This window comes from Dissulfurispira sp. (assembly GCF_036745535.1).
Taxonomy (GTDB): domain Bacteria; phylum Nitrospirota; class Thermodesulfovibrionia; order Thermodesulfovibrionales; family Dissulfurispiraceae; genus Dissulfurispira.
Genome location: NZ_DAIOFX010000161.1, coordinates 1 through 1,928 on the forward strand (window position 1 = coordinate 1; position 1,928 = coordinate 1,928).

2 protein-coding genes are annotated in these 1,928 nt (G+C 44.6%); both read right to left on the reverse strand.

Annotation, left to right across the window (positions count from 1 at the left end):
- Positions 1-148 precede the first annotated feature (148 nt).
- On the reverse strand, positions 149-1,423 hold the full coding sequence (locus tag V7L97_RS12420) for a glycosyltransferase (RefSeq protein WP_333656464.1): 1,275 nt from the start codon (positions 1,421-1,423) through the stop codon (positions 149-151).
- Positions 1,420-1,928: hypothetical protein (locus V7L97_RS12425; RefSeq protein ID WP_333656466.1), on the reverse strand; the 509-nt coding region annotated here is incomplete at its 5' end. The genes V7L97_RS12425 and V7L97_RS12420, both read right to left, overlap by 4 nt.

Below are 1,928 nucleotides of genomic sequence, written 5' to 3' on the forward strand. Positions count from 1 at the left end.
CAGGCCTTACGGCAGATAAATCAAGAATCCCGACCCACTCATAAAGCATGCAGTAAACAACTATAATGAATGCAAGAAAATGGATCGACATAGTTTTCGATTCCTGAGCATTTTCAAACTGTACACTATCCATATGCCCTCCTAAGCCTCATAAGGTTGATTGAACTCGCTCAATACAGCTTTCGAAAATATCCACCAAGCGACCAGTCAGCACTTTCCTATCAAAGTTGATAATAAATTCCTCTGAAACCGCCGTTGAACCCGCCTGCCTCGATAGAAAGTGGCTAAGCCTCTGTATCTGGATATCAGCATCCTCTTCGTAGAACAGAACAAAAGCATTCTGATAACGACTTAAAATGTTTGCAACCTCACTCCCTTGCGGGGCAAGGCATATAATTCTAGATTTATTCCCCATATAATCGTAAAGCCTCGCGGGAATCCATGATTTTGTATTAACAGTGGACGGCATACAAAGCAGGACGTATGACATGCATCGAATGAGTTTGTAAAGTTCCTTTTGATCAAGATAGCCGTGTGTGATACATTTTGCTGTCATTCCCGATCGCCTGACAAGGTCACTAAACACGTCCCCGTCATCACCCGCATAATGGATTTCCCATTCCACTTTGTTGTAGTGCTCATTGCCGGCCCGCGCCAGCAAAGCTAAAAGGGGAGAAGGATTGTACTCACTTCTATAAATGGATCCTGCAAAAAGAAACGAATTTCGCAATACCTGAATGGTTTCTTCATGTGCCGGCATGTCTTCAAAATCAAAGCCGTTTTGAATAACCCGGAGTTTTCCGTTCAGGAAAGGATACTTTTCGAGCATCCTTGTCTTGCTGTTCTCAGTATTGACAATAACAACGTCACAGTACCCAAGATACTTTCGCTCCAAAAAGCTTGAGACTATATGTGAATAAAACCACTTTTTCTTCTCTAGAATGGGGTTAAGAGTCCAGAGGTCCCGAAAGTCAGTTACCCATGGCACTTTATAGCGGGATTTCACCCAAGCGCCGATCAGATTTATGCTGAAGGGACTACATGATGTGTACACAACATCGGGCTTATGCTTTTCGATCTCATTTTTTAAACGATTAATGACAAGTAGCGACCAGAAGAAATGCCCATCCGGCGGGATTATATTATTAAGAAGATAGCTTGCATAAGCAATCAACCTGTTCTGATCTTTACGGTCGAGCAAATAAAAAAAAGGGTCCCGCGGCATATCTGCCCTCACCACTGACTGGTCCATCTGGGAGAGCAAATGTCGAGCTGGTTCTGTATACCTGCAGCCCTCCTTTGGTGTTATGACCACGGCCTCCCAACCGTAAGAGGAAAGATATTTCAAGAATTTTACATTGCGAATAGTCGCGACATTGATTCGTGGAGGGAAAAAGGAAGTAACCCATAACACTTTTCTCATGATCGAATCATCGCCACCTTTAGCATAAAATCCTCGGTGATATTAAAAGATATCCGCACCGTCCAGGCAGGCTCTTTTTTACCGTAATCAGGAAAATGCCAGCCGTGTGGACTCTTCGGATCTCCCTTGAAACATTCGATCATCCAATTGGCAGCGTCGGTCCTTATATCAAAACGGTATTTGCCCTGTTTCCCCTTAATTAGGAGGTGTCTCTCAGAAGCATTATCCTCCACACAATAGACATCGCATGCTGGGGCGAAATGGAAGAAGGTCTCAATCATCAACTGCTCTCGCTTGGGATTCAAAAGCGTTTCTACCATTTCGATTGCGCTATGGCCCAGAGAGATCTCTCGCTTCCAGACAGTAGCACGGCAGATTCTATTGACAGCCTCCGTTCGCCAGACCACACGCTTGCACGTACTGTCAGACGACAATTCTATTTCCGATCCGCTGCGCACATACTCATCATATGCCTGCCAAATTCCTCTTGTATTCGGGATGAGGG

What these genes read in the sequence shown, in the direction of transcription:
- V7L97_RS12420 (WP_333656464.1), bottom strand. Translation starts at nt 1,423, where the DNA reads ATGAGAAAAGTGTTATGGGTTACTTCCTTTTTCCCTCCACGAATCAAT.